This is a genomic window from Streptomyces sp. 130, assembly GCF_007096885.1.
Classification (GTDB): Bacteria; Actinomycetota; Actinomycetes; order Streptomycetales; family Streptomycetaceae; genus Streptomyces.
Window position 1 is genome coordinate 1 of record NZ_VJNO01000107.1, and the last position, 1,186, is coordinate 1,186.

Here is a 1,186-nt window from a genome sequence, read left to right on the forward strand (position 1 = left end):
TGCGTGTGGTTCCGCCGGGTGTTGTGGGTGAGCTTTATGTGGCGGGTGTGGGTTTGGCGCGTGGGTATCTGGGTCGTTCTGGGCTGACTGCTGAGCGTTTTGTCGCGAGTCCGTTCGCGGTGGGGGAGCGGTTGTACCGGACGGGTGATCTTGCGCGTTGGGGTGGGGATGGGCGGTTGTTGTATGCGGGTCGTGCGGATGACCAGGTGAAGGTGCGTGGTTTCCGTATTGAGCTGGGTGAGGTGCAGGCCGTTCTTGCTGGTCATTCCGGTGTGGGGCAGGCGGCGGTGGTTGCCCGTGTGGACCAGAACGGTGACCGTCAGCTGGTCGCGTATGTGGTGCCTGTTTCTGGTGATGTTGTTGTGGACGGCGGGGTGTTGCGGGGGTTTGTGGCGGGGCGGTTGCCGGAGTACATGGTGCCGTCGGTGGTGATGGTGCTGGATGAGTTGCCGTTGAACGCGAACGGGAAGCTGGACCGGGGTGCGTTGCCGGATCCGGTGTTTGCGGGCGGGGTGTACCGGGCTCCGAGGACTGCGCGGGAGGAGGTGTTGTGCGGTCTGTTCGGGCAGCTGCTGGGTGTTGATGTGGTGGGGGTGGATGACTCCTTCTTCGATCTGGGTGGTCATTCGTTGCTGGCGACGCGGCTGGTGTCGCGGGTGCGTGCGGTCTTCGGTGTGGAGTTGTCGGTGCGGGCGGTGTTCGACGCGCCGTCGGTGGCGGAGCTGGCGCTGCGTCTTGATGGTGAGGAGGCGCGGGCTGAGCGGCCGGTGCTTCGCCCTCGTGATGCGGGTTCGGGGCCGGTGGAACTGGCGTATGCGCAGCAGCGGTTGTGGTTCCTGGACCAGTTCGAGGGGGCGGCGGGTGCTGCGTACAACATGCCTTTTGCCGTTCGGCTCTCCGGGAGGGTCGATGAGGCGGCTCTGGCCGGTGCGCTCCAGGACGTCATGGACCGTCACGAGGTGCTGCGGACGCTGATCCGCACTGACGGCGGCAAGCCGTCCCAGTACGTCAAGGCGGAGGCGACGGCCGGCCTTGAGGTCCGCACTCTCACCGAGGCTGAACTTCCCGATGAGCTGACCGCAGCGGCTTCGGTTCCCTTCGACCTGTCGGTCGACGTTCCCATGCGGGCGGTCCTGTTCCGGACAGGACCCGAATCACACGTCCTGCTGATAGTGGTCCACCACAT

At 65.5% G+C, this 1,186-nt stretch carries 1 protein-coding gene; it reads left to right on the plus strand.

The genetic code is table 11. From position 1 onward, the window contains the following. Positions 1-206: 206 nt before the first annotated feature. A partial coding sequence (locus FKN01_RS32195) for a condensation domain-containing protein (RefSeq protein ID WP_260697100.1) occupies positions 207-1,186 on the plus strand: 980 nt, incomplete at its 3' end.